The following is a 363-nucleotide window of genomic DNA, read 5'->3' on the forward strand; positions in this document are numbered from 1 at the left end:
GCTGACCTGCATGACCACCACCCCGCTGCGCATGCTCAGCCTGTTCGGCGCTGGTCTGGCGCTGTTCGGCTTCTTCTTCGCTGCCCTGCTGCTCTTCCTGCGCCTCACTCATGGCGCTGACTGGGCGGCCGATGGCGTGTTCTCGCTGTTCGCCATCCTGTTCATCTTCACCGGCGCCCAGTTCCTCGGCCTCGGTCTGCTCGGCGAGTACCTCGGTCGGGTTTACAACGATGTCCGTGCGCGACCGCGATTCCACATCGAGCAAATCATAAGTGCGCCTGGCACCTCCCCCTCGCCGGCACCGCTTCGCCAAGTCCAGTAACAGGAAAGCCCCTGATGAAAACCGCCATCGTCTTCGCCTAC

At 63.1% G+C, this 363-nt stretch carries 1 pseudogene; it reads left to right on the forward strand.

Annotation, left to right across the window (positions count from 1 at the left end):
• A pseudogene (locus PVZ72_RS00375) lies at positions 1 to 322 on the forward strand (undecaprenyl-phosphate 4-deoxy-4-formamido-L-arabinose transferase); the annotation flags it as partial.
• Positions 323 to 363 lie beyond the last annotated feature (41 nt).

Origin of the sequence: Pseudomonas sp. LA5 (assembly GCF_028640825.1) — a bacterium.
GTDB lineage: Bacteria > Pseudomonadota > Gammaproteobacteria > Pseudomonadales > Pseudomonadaceae > Chryseomonas > Chryseomonas aestiva.